Below are 17,874 nucleotides of genomic sequence, written 5' to 3'. Positions count from 1 at the left end.
TGACGGGCGCCGCGCTTTCCGACCTAGCGCTGAGAAGACGGCCGACGGCCGGGGATGGTTGTGCGCGGGGCGGCCCTTCCGCGGCGCCGTGCGCGGGCGGCTGACCGGCCCTCGTACGGCGGCCGTTCGGGCCGGGCCCGGCGGCCACCGGGCCCGGCACCCCAGTATGCGGTCCGGTGACTCGCCCTCGTCGGCCGGTGGTTCTCGCACCGCTGGTGAGCCGCGTGTGGCGGTTGCCGGGGTGAGGGCGGTGGTGGGTCGGTGGCCTCGTCTTCGTCGGCCGGCTCTTGCGGGATGGCTGGTGGGGTTGCGTGTGGCGGTTGCTGGCTGCGTGGCCGGTGGTGGGTCGGTGGCCTCGTCTTCGTCGGCCGGCTCTTGCGGGGTGGCTGGTGGGGTTGCGTGTGGCGTTGCTGGGGGGCGGTGGTGGGTCGGTGGCCTCCTCTTCGTCGGCCGGCTCTTGCGGGGTGGCCGGTGAGGCCGCGCGGTGGTTGCCGGGGTGCCGGTGGTGGGGGGCGGTGGCCCCGTCTTCGTCGGCCGGTGGCCTCTTGGCACCTGGTGGGGCCGCGCTGTGGTGTCGGGGGCGTGGGCGAGGTCGGGTCGGCCTGGCCGGGTTGTCCGGCGGCCCGGCACGTCCGGCGGGCGGGCCACGCGCGAGGCTGCGCGGGAACGACCGGTCAGTTCCTGCGCAGCAGCCGCGTCGCCCCCGCCGCCACCGTCGTCGCCAGGATCCAGCCCAGCAGGATCATCGCCGCCGCCAGCCACTGCCAGCCGCCGCGCAGCTGCCAGAAGCCCACCTGCCCCAGATCGATGACCGGGAGCAGCAGGTCGAGGGCGAACAGGGCGGGGTTCCAGTCCGGATGCTCGCCGCTCTTGAGCGGCGGATGCTCCGCCCGTGAGAACGCGAACGCGCCCGCCGCCCACAGCACCGCCATCCACACCGCGGCCCGCCCCGGGCGGTAGCCGTAGGCGACCGTCCAGTCCTGCGCGTACCCCACCAGCTTCGCGGCCGGCGGGAGGCTCTCGCGGCGCCGGCGCTGCTTGGCGAGCAGTACCTCGCGGGCGTCCTCGTCCTCGCCGCCCGCCCGCAGCACGGCGGCCAGACGCTCGTACGGCTCCGGGTTGTACTCGGCGGTCGCGGCGGCCACCCACCGCAACCGCTTCTCCAGCGGGAACGGACCGCGGGGCACGAGGTTCTCGTAGGTGAAGCCGCCCATGTGCAGCCTGCCCGGGCCCGGCCAGCTGTCCGCCCGGTCCATCAGGTTGACGATCCGCGCCCCGGACAGCACCACCCGGCCGCGCGCCGGCCGCTCGCCCAGGAACCGCAGTTCGGGCGTCTGCACCCGGCGCAGCGACAGCTCCTGGTCGTCGGTGAGCGTGAACCGGGCCTGCTCGAAGTCGACGGCGTCGCCGAACCGCCCGTCGTCCAGCCGCACCCCGCCCTCGCACTCGAACCGCTGGATCCGCGTCCCCTGCGCCGGTGTCGTACCCCTGAGCAACGGGCTGCCGAGACCCGCCGGAGTCAGATAGAGCGTGCGCTCCACGGTCAGCTGCGGGGCGTTCAGCGCGTGCCGCGTGTACGGGTTGCGCAGCCGGGCGCCGCGCAGGCTCAGCGAGACCCCGACCTGGGCGCTGCGCAGGCTCACCTCGCCGTACGACTCCAGCATCTCGGCCTGCAGGTCCTGGCCCACGGTCATCCCGTCCGCCGCGATGGAACGGCCGCTGCGGTCCCGGTGCACGATCGCCTGGTTGAGCAGCAGGTCGGTGCCTATCTGCGCGTCGGTCAGCCGCACCCCGCCGAGGAAACGGCAGCGCGGCAGATGCAGATCGCCCTCGGTCTGCAGCCGGGCCGCCTCCAGCCGCGGCACCGAGCAGTCCACCAGCCGCGCGGTCGTGAAGCGGGCCTCCGGCAGCAGCACCTCCCGCTCGAAGCGGCAGCCCCGCAGCTCGACGTACGGCACCACCGTGCCGCCGGCCAGGTCCACCGTGCCGCTGATCTGCACGCCGACGAGCTTGAGCGAGGACACGCGGCCCGCGAGCGCGGGCGGGCCGTCGAGGAGCAGCCAGCACACGACGCGGGCCCGCACGGTGCGCTCCGGCCCCCAGGGCTGCCCGCCGTGCGGATCGTCGGCGAGCGCGTCACCGGTGCGCAGGTCGTACACGCTGCCGTTGCGGAACGCCTGCCACATGCCGGCCTCGACGGTGGTCAGGTCGTCCGGCACATCTCCGGCCCGGCGGCCGGCCCCCTCGGTCACGGCTGTTCACCCCCTCCCCGGCTACTCGCGAGTCCGTACCTTCGTACAACCGTTCATGCCCGCTGTGTGACGCGCCGAACACTCAACGTGAGGAGGATCTTCCGGATCCCCGCACGAGAACCGCGTCGGCCGGTGGCGTTCTGTATCAGCCATTGATACGCGCGAACGGTCCCCGACGCGGGTCTGAGAGAATTGGTTCCGTGATCTCCCGAATCGATCTGCGCGGCGACGCCCTTCCCGAGGGCCCCGCCCTGCGCGACCTGCTGCCCCGAGCCGACTTCGACGTTGCGGCCGCCCTGGAGAAGGTGCGTCCCATCTGCGAGGCCGTGCATCATCGTGGCGACGCGGCGCTGATCGACTTCGCCGAGCAGTTCGACGGCGTCGAGCTCGACCAGGTACGGGTGCCGGCCGCCGCGCTCACCCGCGCCCTCGAGGAGCTCGACCCGGCCGTGCGCGCGGCCCTGGAGGAGTCCATCCGCCGGGCCCGCCTCGTCCACCGCGAGCAGCGCCGTACGACCCACACCACCCAGGTCGTGCCCGGCGGCTCGGTCACCGAGAAGTGGGTGCCGGTCGAGCGGGTCGGTCTCTACGCGCCCGGCGGACGGTCGGTCTACCCGTCCTCCGTCGTCATGAACGTCGTGCCCGCGCAGGAGGCCGGCGTCGAGTCGATCGCGCTCGCCTCTCCCGCCCAGGCCGAGTTCGGCGGACTGCCGCACCCGACGATCCTCGCCGCGTGCGCCCTGCTCGGCGTCGACGAGGTGTACGCGGCCGGCGGCGCCACCGCCGTCGCGATGTTCGCGTACGGCACCGAGTCCTGCCCGCCCGCCAACATGGTCACCGGCCCCGGCAACATCTGGGTCGCCGCCGCCAAGCGGTACTTCACCGGCAAGATCGGCATCGACGCCGAGGCCGGCCCGACCGAGATCGCGATCCTGGCCGACGACACCGCCGACCCGGTGCACGTCGCCTCCGACCTGATCAGCCAGGCCGAGCACGACCCGCTGGCCGCCGCCGTCCTGGTCACCGACTCCCCGGCGCTCGCGGACGCGGTCGAGCGGGAGCTGGAGCCCCAGGTCGCCGCCACCAAGCACATCGACGACCGGATCGTCCCGGCCCTCAAGGGCCGCCAGTCCGCGATCGTGCTGGTCGACGGCCTCGACGAGGGCCTGCGGGTGGTCGACGCCTACGGCGCCGAGCACCTGGAGATCCAGACGGCCGACGCGGCGGCGGTCGCCGGCCGCGTGAAGAACGCCGGCGCGATCTTCGTCGGCCCCTGGGCGCCGGTCTCGCTCGGCGACTACGCGGCCGGGTCCAACCACGTCCTGCCCACCGGCGGCTGCGCCTGCCACTCCTCGGGCCTGTCCGTCCAGTCCTTCCTGCGCGGCATCCACATCGTCGACTACACGAAGGACGCGCTGGCCGAGGTCGCGCACCACGTGGTGACGCTGGCGGAGGCGGAGGACCTGCCCGCGCACGGCGCGGCGATCAAGGCACGGTTCGACTGGAAGGTTCCCGAGGGCAAGTGACCGACGTACGCATCGACGATCTCCCCGTACGCGACGAGCTGCGCGGCAAGTCCCCCTACGGCGCGCCCCAGCTGGACGTCCCCGTACGGCTGAACACCAACGAGAACCCCTACCCGCTGCCCGAGCCGCTGGTCGAACGGATCGCCGAGCGGGTCCGCGAGGCCGCCCGCGACCTCAACCGCTACCCCGACCGGGACGCGGTCGAACTGCGCACCAGGCTCGCCGAGTACCTGACCGACACCTCCGGGTACGAGGTCGGTCTCGGCAACGTATGGGCGGCCAACGGCTCCAACGAGGTCATCCAGCAGCTGCTGCAGACCTTCGGCGGTCCGGGCCGCACCGCGATCGGCTTCGAGCCGTCGTACTCGATGCACGGCCTGATCGCACGCGGCACGGGCACGGGCTGGATCTCCGGCCCCCGCCACGAGGACTTCACGATCGACGTGCCGGCCGCCGAGAAGGCCATCGCCGAGCACCGCCCGGACGTCGTCTTCATCACCACCCCCAACAACCCCACCGGCAACGCGGTCCCGGCCGGGACGGTCCTCGCGCTGTACGAGGCCGCGCAGGCGGCGAAGCCGTCGATGGTGGTCGTGGACGAGGCGTACATCGAGTTCAGCCACGGCGCCTCGCTGCTGCCGCTGCTCGACGGACGGCCGAACCTCGTCATCTCCCGCACGATGTCGAAGGCGTTCGGCGCGGCCGGCCTGCGCCTGGGCTACCTCGCCGCGCACCCGGCCGTCGTCGACGCCGTCCAGCTCGTACGGCTGCCCTACCACCTGTCGGCCGTCACCCAGGCGACCGCCCTGGCCGCCCTGGAGCACACCGGCACGCTGCTGAAGTACGTCGAGCAGCTGAAGACCGAGCGGGACCGGCTGGTCGCCGAACTGCGGGCGGCCGGCTACGAGGTGACCGAGTCCGACGCGAACTTCGTCCAGTTCGGGCGGTTCGAGGACTCCCAGGCAGCCTGGCGGAAGATCCTCGACCGGGGCGTCCTGGTCCGGGACAACGGCGTACCGGGATGGCTGCGGGTGACCGCAGGCACCCCGGAGGAGAACGACGCGTTCCTCGATGCGGTACGCGGACTGAAGAAGGAACAGGAGCAGAGCGGATGAGCCGCGTCGGGCGCGTGGAGCGCACCACCAAGGAGACCTCCGTCCTCGTCGAGATCGACCTCGACGGCACGGGCAAGACCGACATCGCCACCGGCGTCGGCTTCTACGACCACATGCTCGACCAGCTCGGCCGGCACGGTCTGTTCGACCTGACCGTGAAGACCGACGGCGACCTGCACATCGACTCCCACCACACCATCGAGGACACCGCGCTCGCCCTGGGCGCCGCCTTCAAGCAGGCCCTCGGCGACAAGGTGGGCATCTACCGCTTCGGCAACTGCACGGTCCCGCTGGACGAGTCCCTCGCCCAGGTCACCGTCGACCTGTCCGGCCGCCCCTACCTCGTGCACACCGAGCCCGAGAAGATGGCGCCGATGATCGGCGAGTACGACACCACCATGACCCGGCACATCCTGGAGTCCTTCGTCGCACAGGCCCAGATCGCGCTGCACGTGCACGTGCCCTACGGGCGCAACGCGCACCACATCGTGGAGTGCCAGTTCAAGGCGCTCGCCCGGGCACTGCGCTACGCCTCGGAGCGCGACCCGCGCGCGGCCGGCATCCTGCCCTCCACGAAGGGTGCGCTGTAAACGCCATGAACGGTACGTCCACCGCTCTGATCGTCGTCGGCCTCTTCCTCGTCGGCGGGATCATCTCCTTCGCGAAGCAGAAGATGCCCACCGGCCTCATCGTGCTGCTCTCCATCGGCGCCGGGATGTGCCTGCTCGCGGGTGTCCTGAGGCTGGAGGTGTGGAATTGAGCACCGGAAGCAAGCGGGTCGTCGTCTTCGACTACGGCTTCGGCAACGTACGCTCCGCCGAGCGCGCCCTCGCGCGCGCGGGAGCCGACGTGGAGATCACCCGTGACTTCGACAAGGCCATGAACGCCGACGGGCTCCTGGTCCCGGGCGTCGGCGCCTTCGCCGCCTGCATGGAGGGCCTGAAGGCCGCCCGGGGTGACTGGGTCGTCGACCGGCGGCTGTCCGGCGGGCGCCCGGTGATGGGCATCTGCGTCGGCATGCAGATCCTCTTCGCGCGCGGCATCGAGCACGGCGTCCAGGCCGAGGGCCTGGACGAGTGGCCCGGCACGGTCGAGCCGCTGCAGGCCGACGTCGTGCCCCACATGGGCTGGAACACGGTCGAGGCACCGGCCGACTCGCAGCTCTTCGCCGGCCTGGACGCGGACGCCCGCTTCTACTTCGTGCACTCCTACGCCGTCCACGACTGGACGCTGGAATCGCACAACCCGTTGATCGCCGCCCCCAAGGTGACCTGGTCCACGCACGGCAAGCCGTTCGTGGCCGCCGTGGAGAACGGCGCCCTGTGGGCCACGCAGTTCCACCCCGAGAAGTCCGGCGACGCCGGAGCCCAGCTCCTCACCAACTGGATCGAGACCCTGTAGAGATGAGCAAGCTCGAACTCCTCCCCGCCGTCGACGTCCGCGACGGCCAGGCCGTCCGCCTCGTGCACGGCGAGTCCGGCACCGAGACCTCCTACGGCTCCCCGCTGGAGGCCGCCCTCGCCTGGCAGCGCTCCGGCGCCGAGTGGCTGCACCTGGTCGACCTGGACGCCGCGTTCGGCACCGGGGACAACCGCGAGCTGATCGCCGAGGTCGCGAAGGCCATGGACATCAAGGTGGAGCTGTCGGGCGGCATCCGCGACGACGACACGCTCGCCGCCGCCCTCGCCACCGGCTGCACCCGCGTGAACCTCGGCACGGCCGCCCTGGAGACCCCCGACTGGGTCGCCAAGGTCATCGCCGAGCACGGCGACAAGATCGCGGTCGGCCTGGACGTGCGGGGCACCACGCTCCGCGGCCGCGGCTGGACCCGCGACGGCGGCGACCTCTACGAGACGCTGGACCGCCTCGACAAGGAGGGCTGCGCCCGGTACGTGGTCACCGACATCGCCAAGGACGGCACGCTCCAGGGCCCGAACCTGGAGCTGCTGAAGAACGTCTGCGCGGCGACGGACCGCCCGGTGGTCGCCTCCGGCGGCGTGTCGTCACTGGACGACCTGCGGGCCCTCGCGGGCCTCGTCCCCCTCGGCGTCGAGGGCGCCATCGTGGGCAAGGCCCTCTACGCGAAGGCGTTCACCCTGGAAGAGGCGCTGGAGGCGGTAGCCCGGTGAGCGACGTACGACGCGTCACCACAGGAGCGCCCTGGGAGGAGTCGTTCGGCTACTCCCGGGCCGTCCAGCTGCCGAACGGCCTCGTGCTGGTCGCCGGCTGCACGTCCATCGTGGACGGCCAGATCGCCGGAGGCGGCCCCTACGAGCAGACGGTCAACGCCTTCAACGTCGCGTTCGGGGCGCTGGAGGAGCTGGGCCTCGGCCGTGACGACGTCGTACGGACGCGTATGTACATCACCCATGCCCGAGACGTGGACGAGGTGGGGCGTGCGCACAAGGAGCTGTTCGACTCCGTCCGTCCCGCCGCATCCATGATCATCGTCTCCGGCTTCGTCGACCCCAGCCTGGTCGTCGAGGTCGAGCTGGAGGCGTTCCGCCCCGGCGGAGAACACGGAGTACCCGCATGAGCCTGGCCGTACGAGTCATCCCCTGCCTGGACGTGGACAACGGCCGGGTCGTCAAGGGCGTCAACTTCCAGAACCTGCGCGACGCGGGCGACCCCGTCGAGATGGCCAAGGTGTACGACGCCGAGGGCGCCGACGAGCTGACGTTCCTGGACATCACCGCCTCGTCGGGCGACCGCGAGACCACGTACGACGTGGTGCGCCGGACCGCGGAGCAGGTGTTCATCCCGCTGACCGTCGGCGGCGGCGTGCGCACCGCCGAGGACGTGGACAGGCTGCTGCGGGCGGGCGCGGACAAGGTCGGCGTCAACACGGCCGCCATCGCCCGCCCCGACCTGATCCGGGAGATCGCCGAACGCTTCGGCCGGCAGGTCCTCGTCCTGTCGGTCGACGCGCGCCGCACCGAGGCGGGCACCTTCGAGGTGACCACCCACGGCGGCCGGCGCGGCACCGGCATCGACGCGGTGGAGTGGGCGCACCGCGCCGCCGAGCTGGGCGCGGGCGAGATCCTGCTGAACTCGATGGACGCCGACGGCACCAAGGACGGCTACGACCTGGAGATGATCGCGGCGGTGCGCAAGCACGTCACGGTCCCGGTCATCGCGTCCGGCGGCGCCGGCAAGCTCGCCGACTTCCCGCCGGCCGTCGCGGCGGGCGCCGACGCGGTCCTCGCGGCCTCCGTCTTCCACTTCGGCGACCTGCGCATCGGACAGGTCAAGGAGACGCTGCGGGGCGCCGGGCACCCGGTCAGGTAGGCCCGTGCCGGGCCCCGGCCCGAGCGGCCGGGGCCGGAACCTCAGAAGCCGAGCTGCTTGGTCTCCTGCAGCTGGGCGATGGCGTCCTTCTCGCCCTCCAGCTCCACCTTCGCGGCGTTCTGCCGCCCGTAGGCGAACAGCAGCAGCTCGGACGCCTCTCCCGTCGCCGTCACCACCGGCGTGCCGCGGTGGGCGACCGCCGTCTGGCCGTTCGGGCGGCGCAGCACCAGACCGGTCGGGATGCCGCGCCCCACCAGGCGGGCGGTGCGCTCCAGACGGGACCACAGGGCGTCCTGGAAGACCGGGTCCAGCTCGCGCGGCGTCCAGTCCGGCTGGGCCCGGCGGACGTCCTCGGTGTGGACGTAGAACTCCACCGTGTTCGCGGCCTCGTCGATCTGCTTGAGCGAGAACGGCGAGAAACGCGGCGGACCGGTGCGGATCAGCTGGATCAGCTCCTCGTACGGTTTGGCGCCGTACTCGTCCATCACCCGGTCGAGCCGGGGCGCCAGCTGCTTGATCAGGGTGCCCCCCGCGGCGTCGGGCCGGCGTTCGCGTACCACCACATGGGCGGCGAGGTCCCGGGTCCGCCAGCCCTCGCACAGCGTGGGGGCGTCCGGACCCGCCGTCTCCAACAGATCGGCGAGCAGAAGTCGTTCACGCTTGGCGAATGTCGACATGGAGTCAGCCTACGGCCGCCGCCCGGGTCCGCACAGTGGACAGCGCCGGGGCGGGCCCGCGCACGCGGCACAATGGGCGTCATGAACAGCAGCTCCCCCCGGCGGCCCAGCCCGCTCGACCCGGAGATCGCCGCCCGCCTCAAGCGCAGCGCCGACGGCCTCCTGCCCGCCATCGCCCAGCAGTACGACACCGGGGAGGTGCTGATGCTCGGCTGGATGGACGACGAGGCGCTGCACCGCACGCTGACCACCGGCCGCTGCACCTACTGGTCGCGCAGCCGCCGGGAGTACTGGGTCAAGGGCGACACCTCCGGCCACTTCCAGTGGGTGAAGTCCGTCGCCCTGGACTGCGACGCCGACACCGTCCTGGTCAAGGTCGACCAGGTCGGCGCCGCCTGCCACACCGGCGCCCGCACCTGCTTCGACGCCGACGTGCTCCTCAAGGACGGCGATTCCGGCGCCCCGGCGCGGGATCAGTAAGGTCTGCCGCCATGGACCTCGAGACCTTCCGCAAGCTGGCCACCGACCGCCGGGTCATCCCGGTCACCCGCAAGCTCCTCGCCGACGGCGACACCCCGGTCGGGCTGTACCGCAAGCTCGCCGCCGAGCGCCCCGGCACCTTCCTGCTGGAGTCCGCGGAGAACGGACGGTCCTGGTCCCGGTACTCCTTCGTCGGTGTCCGCAGCGCCGCCACCCTCACCGAGCGCGACGGGCAGGCGCACTGGCACGGCACCCCGCCCGTCGGCGTCCCCACCGGCGGCGACCCGCTCGCCGCCCTGCGCGCCACCGTCGAGGCCCTGCACACCCCGCGCGACCTCGCCCACGACCTCGGGCTGCCGCCCTTCACCGGCGGCATGGTCGGCTACCTCGGCTACGACATCGTGCGCCGCCTGGAGAAGGTCGGCCCGGGGGAGCGGGACGACCTGCGGCTCCCCGAGCTGACCATGCTGCTCACCAGCGACCTGGCCGTCATGGACCACTGGGAGGGCTCGGTCCTGCTGATCGCCAACGCGATCAACCACAACGACCTGGCGACGGGCGTGGACGAGGCGTACGCCGACGCCGTGGCCCGCCTGGACGCCATGGAGGCCGACCTCACGCGCGCCGTCGCCCAGCCCCCGGCCGCGCTGCCGCCCTCCGAGCTGCCCGAGTACACCGCGCTGTGGGGCGGCCCCGACTTCCAGGAGGCCGTCGAGGACATCAAGGAGCGCATCCGCGCGGGCGAGGCCTTCCAGGTCGTGCCCTCGCAGCGGTTCGAGACGCCGTGCACGGCGAGCGCTCTGGACGTGTACCGGGTCCTCAGGGCCACCAACCCCTCCCCGTACATGTACCTGATCCGCTTCGACGGCTTCGACGTCGTCGGATCGTCCCCCGAGGCCCTGGTCAAGGTCGAGGACGGGCGGGCCATGGTCCACCCCATCGCCGGCACCCGGCCGCGCGGCGCCACCCCGCAGGAGGACCAGGCCCTCGCCGACGAACTGCTCGCCGACCCCAAGGAGCGCGCCGAGCACCTCATGCTCGTCGACCTGGGCCGCAACGACCTGGGGCGGGTCTGCGAACCCGGCTCCGTCGAGGTGGTCGACTTCATGTCCGTCGAGCGGTACTCGCACGTCATGCACATCGTCTCGACCGTCACCGGACGGGTCGCCCAGGGCCGGACCGCCTTCGACGTCCTCACCGCCTGCTTCCCGGCCGGCACCCTCTCCGGCGCCCCCAAGCCGCGCGCCCTGCAGATCATCGACGAACTCGAACCCTCCCGGCGCGGCCTGTACGGCGGCTGCGTCGGGTACCTCGACTTCGCGGGCGACTCCGACACCGCGATCGCCATCCGCACGGCACTGCTGCGCGACGGCACCGCCTACGTCCAGGCGGGCGCGGGCATCGTCGCCGACTCCGACCCGGTCGCCGAGGACACCGAGTGCCGCAACAAGGCGGCGGCGGTGCTGCGGGCGGTGCACACGGCCAACCGGCTCGGGCAATAGGGCCCTTCTCACGCCCCCATACCGAACCCCGGGTGACTGTTCGCCCGGGGTTCGGGCGATAGTGGAGTACGTGACTGCTGTTCCTCACCCCCGTAGCCAAGCCGCAGGACCCGCCCGGGCCGGCCGCCGGAGCCTCGCCCTCGCGCTGCTGTGCGGTGCGCTCGGCGCGGCCGTCGCCCTGCTCGCCACCCGGCAGGAGTGGTCGGAGGGCACCGCGACGGTGGCCGGCGGCGCGTTCCCCCTGACCGCCAAGGGCAGCGACGTCACCGGCGTCCCCGCGGCGCTCGCCATAGTGGGCCTCGCCGCGCTCGTCGCCGTCTTCGCCGTCCGCCGAGCCGGACGGTTCGCCGTCGCCGCCCTGCTCGCGCTGTGCGGTGCCGGCACCGTCGCCGCGGCCCTGCTGGGCGCCTCCGACAGTTCCGCGCTGGACGACAAGGCCGCGAAGGCCGCGGGCGACACCTCGGCCACCGTGGACGCCCTCTCGCACACCGCCTGGCCCTACGTCGCCGCCGTGGGCGGTGTCCTGCTCCTGCTGGCCGGGCTGCTGGCCCTTCGCTACGGCCGGCTGTGGCCCTCGATGTCCGGCCGCTACGAGCGGGGCGGCACCGCCCGCCCGCGCCGCAGGGCGCCGAGCGTCGACCCCGACCGCCCCGAGGACCTCTGGAAGGCGCTCGACCGGGGCGAGGACCCGACCGGGGCCTGAACGGCCGCCACGCGCGCGTGCGTGCGGTTCGGCCACGCGCGCGGGGGCACCCGGTGGGCGGCACACGCCGACACCCGCCGCGAGCACGCCTGGGCCACCCCCGATCACCGGACGCGCGCGCGTGCGGGACAATGACCACCGAGCGTCCTGCTCAGACACGTACACAGCAACGAGGAGCAAGCAATGGCGGGCAGCAGCCACGGTCACACCCCGGCCGCCTGGACCGGTGTCATCATCGCCTTCATCGGTTTCTGCATCGCGGGCGCGTTCATGGTCATGGCCCAGCCGGTGGGCTTCTGGGTCGGCATGGCGATCACGCTCCTCGGCGCCGTCGTCGGCGGCATCATGCGCATGATGGGCATGGGCCAGCCGAAGCACATCCACCCCGTGCACCAGGTCGCCGACAAGCGCCAGCCGGCCGGCGTCGAGGGCTGACCGTACGGCGGTCGCGGACGCGCTTCCCGAGGGGCGGAACCGGCACATCGGTGCCGGGTCCGCCCCTCACGTGCGGGTACGGGCCGTGCGGGAGAGAATGCGGGGCGTGGACGCCGAGAGCCGAAAGCCCGCGCACCTCACGACCGCGCCCCCGCCCGCCGTGCCGGCCCTCGCGGCCCGGCTGGCCGTCCCGGCCGGGGTGCTCGCGGCCGTCGTCGCCGCCTTCGCCTACGTGGGCGCCGTCGACCCCAACGAGCCCGGCCACTACCCCGTCTGCCCGCTGCTGCGCTTCACCGGCGTCCACTGCCCCGGCTGCGGGGGCCTGCGCAGCGCGCACGCGTTCGTCCACGGCGACGTCCTGGGCGCGCTGCACGCCAACGCGATGGCCGTCTTCGGCTATCTGGGCTTCGCCGTGCTGTGGGCCGTCTGGGTGGTTGCCGCGGTGCGCGGACGGCCGCTGCGGATCGATCCCGGTCCGGTGCGGCTGTGGGCGCTGGGGGCGTTGCTGCTGGTCTTCACGGTTGTCCGGAACCTGCCGTTCGGTGGCTGGCTGCTGCCTTGATCATCCAAGAAATGTCCAGGTAATGGGACCGGCGTCAACCGGATGCGAGCCCTCGGCCCTCCTGCGGATACCATCGCAGTGACCACAGGTTTCGCCGTCAGGAAGGGGGCCGCTCGCGTGAGTGTGCTCGACGAGATCATCGACGGAGTCCGTGCCGACCTCGCGGAGCGGCAGGCGCGCGTCAGCCTCGACGAGCTCAAGGAGCGCGCGGCCAAGGCTCGCCCCGCGAAGGACGGGGTGACCGCCCTGCGCGGCGACGGCGTCAAGGTCATCTGCGAGGTCAAGCGGTCCAGCCCCTCCAAGGGCGCGCTCGCGGCCATCGCCGACCCGGCCGGACTCGCCGCGGACTACGAGGCGGGCGGCGCGGCCGTCATCTCCGTCCTCACCGAGCAGCGCCGCTTCGGCGGCTCGCTGGCCGACCTCGAGGCGGTCCGCGCGCGCGTGGACATCCCCGTGCTGCGCAAGGACTTCATCGTCACCTCGTACCAGCTGTGGGAGGCCCGGGCGTACGGCGCCGACCTGGCGCTGCTGATCGTCGCGGCCCTCGACCAGCCGGCCCTGGAGTCGCTGATCGAGCGCGCGGAGTCCATCGGGCTCACCCCGCTCGTCGAGGTGCACGACGAGGACGAGGTCGAGCGCGCGGTGGACGCCGGCGCCAAGGTGATCGGTGTCAACGCCCGCAACCTCAAGACGCTGGAGGTCGACCGCGGCACGTTCGAGCGGGTCGCCCCGGAGATCCCGGCGGGCATCGTCAAGGTCGCCGAGTCCGGCGTGCGCGGCCCGCACGACCTCATCGCCTACGCCAACGAGGGCGCCGACGCCGTCCTGGTCGGCGAGTCCCTGGTCACCGGCCGCGACCCGAAGACGGCCGTCTCCGACCTGGTGGCCGCGGGCGAACACCCGGCACTGCGTCACGGACGGGGCTGACCCCCGATAGGCTTGGCCCCGATGACGCTTCCGATCACCCTGACGACCCGGGACCCGTACGCCCGCCTCGCGCGCGGCTGCCGGCCCCGCGGCTGCCGCGCGCCCGCGCGCCGGGTGCACGGCCGCCGGGTGCGGTACGTCATCGGTGACGAACCCGGGCAGGTCAACGGCATGCGATGGCAGCAGCCGACCTGAGGGGCGCGGGGAACTGCGCGACCAGCCACGTACGGCCCGCAGCCGACAGATAAGTCCCCGCCCCCACGGCGATTGGTCCACACCAGACACTCACCGTGAGGTACACGCATGCCCAGCGACTTCTTCATCCCCGACCCGGAGGGTCAGATCCCCAGCGCCGAAGGTTACTTCGGCGCGTTCGGCGGCAAGTTCATCCCGGAGGCCCTCGTCGCCGCCGTGGACGAGGTCGCCGTCGAGTACGACAAGGCCAAGGCCGACCCCGAGTTCGCCCGCGAGCTCGACGACCTCCTGGTCAACTACACCGGCCGCCCGAGCGCCCTCACCGAGGTGCCCCGGTTCGCCGAGCACGCAGGCGGCGCCCGCGTCTTCCTCAAGCGCGAGGACCTCAACCACACCGGCTCGCACAAGATCAACAACGTGCTGGGCCAGGCCCTGCTGACCAAGCGCATGGGCAAGACCCGCGTCATCGCCGAGACCGGCGCCGGCCAGCACGGCGTGGCGACCGCGACGGCCTGCGCCCTCTTCGGCCTCGACTGCACCATCTACATGGGCGAGATCGACACCCGGCGCCAGGCCCTCAACGTGGCCCGCATGCGCATGCTGGGCGCCGAGGTCATCGCCGTGAAGTCCGGCAGCCGCACGCTGAAGGACGCGATCAACGAGGCGTTCCGCGACTGGGTCGCCAACGTCGACCGCACCCACTACCTCTTCGGCACCGTCGCCGGTCCGCACCCCTTCCCGGCGATGGTCCGCGACTTCCACCGCGTCATCGGCGTGGAGGCCCGACGCCAGCTCCTGGAGCGGGCCGGACGCCTGCCCGACGCCGCCGTCGCCTGCGTCGGCGGCGGCTCCAACGCCATCGGCCTCTTCCACGCCTTCATCCCCGACGCCTCCGTCCGCCTCATCGGCTGCGAGCCCGCGGGACACGGCATCGAGACCGGCGAGCACGCGGCCACCCTGACCGCGGGCGAGCCCGGCATCCTGCACGGCTCGCGCTCCTACGTCCTCCAGGACGACGAGGGCCAGATCACCGAGCCCTACTCGATCTCGGCCGGCCTGGACTACCCCGGCATCGGCCCCGAGCACTCCTACCTCAAGGACTCCGGCCGCGGCGAGTACCGCGCGGTCACCGACGACGCGGCGATGCAGGCGCTGCGCCTGCTGTCGCGCACCGAGGGCATCATCCCGGCCATCGAGTCCGCCCACGCCCTGGCCGGCGCCCTGGAGGTCGGCAGGGAACTCGGCGAGGACGGGCTGATCGTCGTCAACCTGTCCGGCCGTGGCGACAAGGACATGGACACCGCCGCCCGCTACTTCGGGCTGTACGACACCGATGCCCAGGTGGCCGAGGACGCCACCGGCACCGCCGAGATCGAGGGGGACGCCAAGTGAGCGGGAACGTGCAGCTGCTGAACGACACCCTCGCCGCGGCGAAGGCCGAGGGCCGCTCCGCCCTCATCGCCTACCTCCCGGCCGGGTTCCCGACCGTGGACGGCGGCATCGAGGCGGTCAAGGCCGCGCTGGAGGGCGGTGCCGACGTCGTCGAGGTCGGTCTGCCGCACAGCGACCCCGTCCTCGACGGCCCGGTCATCCAGACCGCCGACGACATCGCCCTGCGCGGCGGCGTGAAGATCGCCGACGTGATGCGGACGGTCCGGGAGGCCCACCGGGCCACCGGGAAGCCGATCCTCGTCATGACGTACTGGAACCCCATCGACCGCTACGGCGTCGAGCGCTTCACCGCCGAGCTGGCCGAGGCGGGCGGCGCCGGGTGCATCCTGCCCGACCTGCCGGTCCAGGAGTCGGCGCTCTGGCGGGAGCACGCCGACAAGCACGGGCTCGCCACGGTCTTCGTGGTCGCGCCCAGCAGCAAGGACGAGCGGCTCGCCGAGATCACCGCGGCAGGCAGCGGCTTCGTCTACGCCGCCTCCCTGATGGGCGTCACCGGCACCCGCGAGACGGTCAGCTCGCAGGCGGAGGACCTGGTGCGGCGCACCCGCGCCACCACCGACACCCCGGTCTGCGTCGGACTCGGCGTCTCCAACGCCGTGCAGGCCGCCGAGGTCGCCCGCTTCGCCGACGGCGTGATCGTCGGCTCGGCGTTCGTCAAGCGGATGCTGGACGCGCCCGACGCCGCCGCGGGCCTGGAGGGCGTCCGCGCGCTCGCCGCGGACCTGGCGCAGGGAGTACGCCGACAGGTGTGACCCACAGGTAGTCATACGGGTCCCTCGTACGGGTGGACCTGGGGCCGGGGAGGCGCTGTGCGCCTCCCCGGTTCGTTCTGCGGGGTGTGAGCGAGAAGAACCGTGAGGGAAAGCGCACCGCCCGGGAGCGGCTGGCGGTCGAGCGTGAGAAGCAGAAGTCCCGGGACAAGCGCAGGCGCGCGCTGATCGTAAGCGCGTCCGTGGTCTGCGTGCTGGGGCTCGCGGCGGTGATCGGCGTGGTCGCCGCGAACGCGGGCAAGGACGACAGCGAGTCGGCGGGCCCCGTCGTGGCGCCCTCGGGCGCCCAGGGCAAGGACGGCCTCGCGATCCCGGTCGGCAAGGAGAGCGCCAAGTCGACGCTCACCATCTGGGAGGACTTCCGCTGTCCCGCCTGCAAGGGCTTCGAGCTGGCGTACCGCGACACGATCCACCAGCTCACCGACAAGGGGCAGCTCCGGGTCGAGTACCACCTGGCGACGATCATCGACGGCAACATGGGCGGCACCGGCTCCCGGAGGTCGGCGAACGCCGCGGCCTGTGCCCAGGACGCCGGCAAGTTCACGCCGTACCACGACGTGCTGTACGACAACCAGCCGCCGGAGACCGACGACGCCTTCGCCGACAACGACAAGCTGATCGAGCTGGCCGGCAAGGTGGACGGGCTGGACACCCCCGCCTTCCAGGAGTGTGTGAAGAACGGCACGCACGACAGCTGGGTCGAGAAGTCCAACGAGGCCTTCCAGAGCGGCGGCTTCAGCGGCACGCCGACCGTGCTGCTGGACGGCAAGAACATCTACGAGGACCGCTCGATGACCCCGGCCAAGCTGAAGCAACTCGTAAAGGACGCCAACAAGTAGCGGAGGTCGGGCGCCCGCCCCGTTATGGACCCGTAGCCGGGCTGCCCGGCGCGGGTCCCGCCCGACACGGTAGCGTCGACCCTGCCATGGAACTTGCCTTCATTCCCAGCCCGTCGCGCGGGGTGCTGTACCTCGGTCCCATCCCGCTGCGCGGCTACGCGTTCTGCATCATCATCGGCGTCTTCGTTGCCGTCTGGTTCGGCAACAAGCGCTGGATCGCCCGCGGCGGGCGGGCCGGCACGGTGGCCGACATCGCGGTCTGGGCCGTTCCCTTCGGTCTGATCGGCGGCCGGCTCTACCACGTGATCACGGACTACGAGCTGTACTTCAGCGAGGGCCGTGACTGGGTCGACGCCTTCAAGATCTGGGAGGGGGGACTCGGCATCTGGGGCGCGATCGCGCTCGGCGCGCTCGGCGCCTGGATCGGCGCCCGGCGCCGGGGCATCCCGATGCCCGCCTACGCCGACGCCGTCGCCCCGGGCATCGCCTTGGCGCAGGCCATCGGACGCTGGGGCAACTGGTTCAACCAGGAGCTGTACGGCCGGGCCACCGACCTGCCGTGGGCGCTGGAGATCACCTCCTCGGCCGACGGACGGGTCCCGGGCACGTACCACCCGACGTTCCTGTACGAGTCGCTGTGGTGCATCGGCGTCGCCCTGCTCGTCATCTGGGCCGACCGCCGGTTCAAGCTGGGCCACGGGCGGGCGTTCGCGCTGTACGTCGCCGCGTACTGCGCCGGCCGCTTCTGGATCGAGTACATGCGCGTCGACGACGCCCACCACATCCTGGGCCTCAGGCTGAACAACTGGACCGCGCTCTTCGTGTTCCTGCTCGCCGTGGTGTACATCGTGATCTCGGCGCGGATGCGTCCGGGCCGCGAGGCCGTGGTCGAGCCGGCCGTGGAGGCGACCGGCGACGAGAGCGGCGACGCGAACGGGGACGACTCGGCGAAGTCCGCCAAGGGCTCCTCGGACACCGAGGGTGACCCGGAGGCCGGGGACGGCACCGAGGACGACGGGCGGGCGAAGCACGACACGGACGTGAAGGACGATGTGAAGGACGGCGCCGAGTCGGCCAAGAAGAGCTGACGGCCGGCCGTACGCACGGTCACCGAGGGCGCCCGGAGAGCTTCCGGGCGCCCTCGGTGCGTG

Annotated in this window: 21 protein-coding genes; 19 read left to right on the top strand and 2 right to left on the bottom strand. The window is 72.5% G+C overall.

Annotation, left to right across the window (positions count from 1 at the left end):
- Positions 1–674 precede the first annotated feature (674 nt).
- Positions 675–2,252 carry an oxidoreductase gene (locus IE260_RS10785; protein ID WP_189870339.1) on the bottom strand — a complete coding sequence of 526 codons (1,578 nt, stop codon included), beginning with the start codon at positions 2,250–2,252 and terminating at the stop codon, positions 675–677.
- Between the two features lie 200 nt (positions 2,253–2,452).
- Between IE260_RS10785 and hisD the strand changes: the two genes are divergently transcribed.
- The 8 genes from hisD to hisF are packed head-to-tail and all read left to right on the top strand — an operon-like array spanning position 2,453 to position 8,181.
- Positions 2,453–3,778 (top strand): histidinol dehydrogenase, encoded by a 1,326-nt coding sequence (gene hisD, locus IE260_RS10780; RefSeq protein WP_189870337.1) that lies wholly within the window; start codon positions 2,453–2,455, stop codon positions 3,776–3,778.
- Positions 3,775–4,893, top strand: a complete 1,119-nt coding sequence (locus tag IE260_RS10775; protein ID WP_189870335.1) for a histidinol-phosphate transaminase — start codon at positions 3,775–3,777, stop codon at positions 4,891–4,893. Before hisD ends, IE260_RS10775 begins: the two co-directional genes overlap by 4 nt.
- Positions 4,890–5,483 carry an imidazoleglycerol-phosphate dehydratase HisB gene (gene hisB / locus IE260_RS10770; protein WP_019328035.1) on the top strand — a complete coding sequence of 198 codons (594 nt, stop codon included), beginning with the start codon at positions 4,890–4,892 and terminating at the stop codon, positions 5,481–5,483. Before IE260_RS10775 ends, hisB begins: the two co-directional genes overlap by 4 nt.
- Positions 5,484–5,488: 5 nt before the next feature.
- Complete coding sequence (locus IE260_RS10765) at positions 5,489–5,653, top strand: CG2302 family histidine operon protein (protein WP_189870333.1); 165 nt, start codon at positions 5,489–5,491, stop codon at positions 5,651–5,653.
- Positions 5,644–6,294 (top strand): imidazole glycerol phosphate synthase subunit HisH, encoded by a 651-nt coding sequence (gene hisH / locus IE260_RS10760; RefSeq protein ID WP_189870331.1) that lies wholly within the window; start codon positions 5,644–5,646, stop codon positions 6,292–6,294. The genes IE260_RS10765 and hisH overlap by 10 nt, the downstream gene beginning before the upstream one ends.
- 2 nt (positions 6,295–6,296) lie before the next feature.
- A complete protein-coding gene (gene priA / locus IE260_RS10755; protein WP_189870329.1) occupies positions 6,297–7,022 on the top strand; it encodes a bifunctional 1-(5-phosphoribosyl)-5-((5-phosphoribosylamino)methylideneamino)imidazole-4-carboxamide isomerase/phosphoribosylanthranilate isomerase PriA in 726 nt (241 codons plus the stop codon).
- The gene (locus IE260_RS10750) at positions 7,019–7,429 is read left to right on the top strand and encodes a RidA family protein (RefSeq protein ID WP_189870328.1); all 411 of its coding nucleotides are present in this window, start codon (positions 7,019–7,021) and stop codon (positions 7,427–7,429) included. Before priA ends, IE260_RS10750 begins: the two co-directional genes overlap by 4 nt.
- Positions 7,426–8,181: an imidazole glycerol phosphate synthase subunit HisF gene (gene hisF / locus IE260_RS10745; protein ID WP_189870326.1), complete on the top strand. Its 756-nt coding sequence runs from the start codon at positions 7,426–7,428 to the stop codon at positions 8,179–8,181. Before IE260_RS10750 ends, hisF begins: the two co-directional genes overlap by 4 nt.
- 41 nt (positions 8,182–8,222) lie before the next feature.
- On the opposite strand, the gene IE260_RS10740 is transcribed toward hisF, so the two are convergent.
- On the bottom strand, positions 8,223–8,858 hold the full coding sequence (locus tag IE260_RS10740; protein WP_189870323.1) for a TIGR03085 family metal-binding protein: 636 nt from the start codon (positions 8,856–8,858) through the stop codon (positions 8,223–8,225).
- Positions 8,859–8,939: 81 nt separating this feature from the next.
- Here IE260_RS10740 and hisI point away from each other — a divergent pair, with 81 nt between their 5' ends.
- The 11 genes from hisI (at position 8,940) to lgt (ending at position 17,811) form a co-directional block, all read left to right on the top strand.
- The gene (gene hisI / locus IE260_RS10735) at positions 8,940–9,338 is read left to right on the top strand and encodes a phosphoribosyl-AMP cyclohydrolase (RefSeq protein ID WP_373303332.1); all 399 of its coding nucleotides are present in this window, start codon (positions 8,940–8,942) and stop codon (positions 9,336–9,338) included.
- A gap of 11 nt (positions 9,339–9,349) precedes the next feature.
- Entirely contained in the window at positions 9,350–10,840 is a 1,491-nt protein-coding gene (locus IE260_RS10730; RefSeq protein WP_189870319.1) for an anthranilate synthase component I, read from the top strand.
- Between the two features lie 61 nt (positions 10,841–10,901).
- Positions 10,902–11,543, top strand: coding sequence for a TIGR02234 family membrane protein (locus tag IE260_RS10725; RefSeq protein ID WP_189870317.1), 642 nt, complete (start codon positions 10,902–10,904; stop codon positions 11,541–11,543).
- Positions 11,544–11,726: 183 nt separating this feature from the next.
- Positions 11,727–11,978: an HGxxPAAW family protein gene (locus tag IE260_RS10720; RefSeq protein WP_189870315.1), complete on the top strand. Its 252-nt coding sequence runs from the start codon at positions 11,727–11,729 to the stop codon at positions 11,976–11,978.
- 97 nt (positions 11,979–12,075) lie between these two features.
- A complete protein-coding gene (locus IE260_RS10715; RefSeq protein ID WP_189870485.1) occupies positions 12,076–12,540 on the top strand; it encodes a DUF2752 domain-containing protein in 465 nt (154 codons plus the stop codon).
- 117 nt (positions 12,541–12,657) lie between these two features.
- Positions 12,658–13,467, top strand: coding sequence for an indole-3-glycerol phosphate synthase TrpC (gene trpC / locus IE260_RS10710; protein ID WP_189870313.1), 810 nt, complete (start codon positions 12,658–12,660; stop codon positions 13,465–13,467).
- A 21-nt stretch (positions 13,468–13,488) separates the two neighbouring features.
- A complete protein-coding gene (trpM, locus tag IE260_RS10705) occupies positions 13,489–13,662 on the top strand; it encodes a tryptophan biosynthesis modulator TrpM (RefSeq protein ID WP_189870311.1) in 174 nt (57 codons plus the stop codon).
- Positions 13,663–13,770: 108 nt separating this feature from the next.
- Positions 13,771–15,054, top strand: a complete 1,284-nt coding sequence (gene trpB / locus IE260_RS10700) for a tryptophan synthase subunit beta (RefSeq protein WP_189870310.1) — start codon at positions 13,771–13,773, stop codon at positions 15,052–15,054.
- On the top strand, positions 15,051–15,866 hold the full coding sequence (trpA, locus tag IE260_RS10695) for a tryptophan synthase subunit alpha (protein WP_189870308.1): 816 nt from the start codon (positions 15,051–15,053) through the stop codon (positions 15,864–15,866). The genes trpB and trpA overlap by 4 nt, the downstream gene beginning before the upstream one ends.
- Before the next feature lie 86 nt (positions 15,867–15,952).
- Positions 15,953–16,723, top strand: a complete 771-nt coding sequence (locus tag IE260_RS10690; protein ID WP_189870306.1) for a DsbA family protein — start codon at positions 15,953–15,955, stop codon at positions 16,721–16,723.
- Between the two features lie 86 nt (positions 16,724–16,809).
- A complete protein-coding gene (gene lgt / locus IE260_RS10685) occupies positions 16,810–17,811 on the top strand; it encodes a prolipoprotein diacylglyceryl transferase (protein ID WP_189870304.1) in 1,002 nt (333 codons plus the stop codon).
- The last annotated feature ends 63 nt before the right edge of the window (positions 17,812–17,874 follow it).

This window comes from Streptomyces viridiviolaceus, assembly GCF_014650995.1.
Lineage (GTDB): Bacteria > Actinomycetota > Actinomycetes > Streptomycetales > Streptomycetaceae > Streptomyces > Streptomyces viridiviolaceus.
Note: the sequence above shows the minus strand (reverse complement) of the source record. Positions and strands in the feature narration are given on the sequence as shown.